Consider the following 1,087-nt stretch of genomic DNA (forward strand, 5'->3'; position numbering starts at 1 on the left):
CCCGTTCTGTTGAATATTATCAGTAGCAAGAGTAGCACTGAGAGTAAATTCTGATTTTTGGCTAATTCTTTGACTGAGATTTTTTACCGACTCTGCTGTTTTTAGCCATTGACTAGAATTCAGAAAAACTCCTTGACTTTCTGCTATATTTTTAGGCTTTCTTTGCCATAATAGTTCCGGTAAATTTCCTGTTTGATCTTGATAACAACATTTTCCGTTCAATTGATAATTTGCTAACAGAGAATCACCCAAATTATTAAAGTAATTAGGATCATTAAAACCTTTCCTGGCTTCATAACTTGATATAGCTTTATCAGTAATATAAACTTTTGAGATATATCCTTGCCAGGGTCTATTCCCTGTGCTTTCATTACCTAGAATTAAAGGATAATTTAAATCCCAATTACTTAAATTTGTCGTACTTATCCACAATAGAGAAATCAACAAAATAAAGGATATGTAACCTAGAATAAATCCTATTATTTTTTGATTTGATAATCTTGAATTATTCTTTTTAACTGGTGATATTGTGTTAGTTAAGCTTTGATAATTCCAAAAATAAAAGCTCAAAGAACCTAAGCATCCGCCTACAGTATTGTTAAAAATATCGGCTGGAGTAGAACTTCTGGAAGGAAGAAAGATTTGTAAAGTTTCAACTGTCAATGTTAAACCAAAACTTAGCAGCAAAACTATGATAATTTGTAATATTAGTCTAAATTTAAATTTTTGCAAAAGATTGGCACACGCAAAACCTAACGGCATAAATAATAAAACATTATTTACCTGGTCTTGAAAAGAACTAGCATTGTTGAAACTGTCGAAAAAATCAGCTACAGAAAAACTATGAGGAAAGGAAAAGTTAAAGGGATAAAGCGTAGCTATAGCTATTACCAAAATAGTTGCCAATACAAACAACAAATTCAGAGGTTTTTCAAAAATATTTTGCCTTGGCTTCATGAGTACCTCGTGTTTATTCACTGAGCGTGAATATCTGAAAGTTAACTGTAAATAAATACTATTCAATTACTCTTGAATCAGTATTAAATGCTGATATAAATTTATTAATAAGTAATTAGACTCTAGGGAT

1 protein-coding gene is annotated in these 1,087 nt (G+C 30.5%); it reads right to left on the reverse strand.

The features are described from left to right. Positions 1-957 (reverse strand): VanZ family protein (locus VB694_RS14440; protein ID WP_323361015.1); only part of this gene is annotated, 957 nt, incomplete at its 3' end. Positions 958-1,087 lie beyond the last annotated feature (130 nt).

Source organism: Anabaena sp. UHCC 0451 (genome assembly GCF_034931405.1).
GTDB lineage: Bacteria > Cyanobacteriota > Cyanobacteriia > Cyanobacteriales > Nostocaceae > RDYJ01.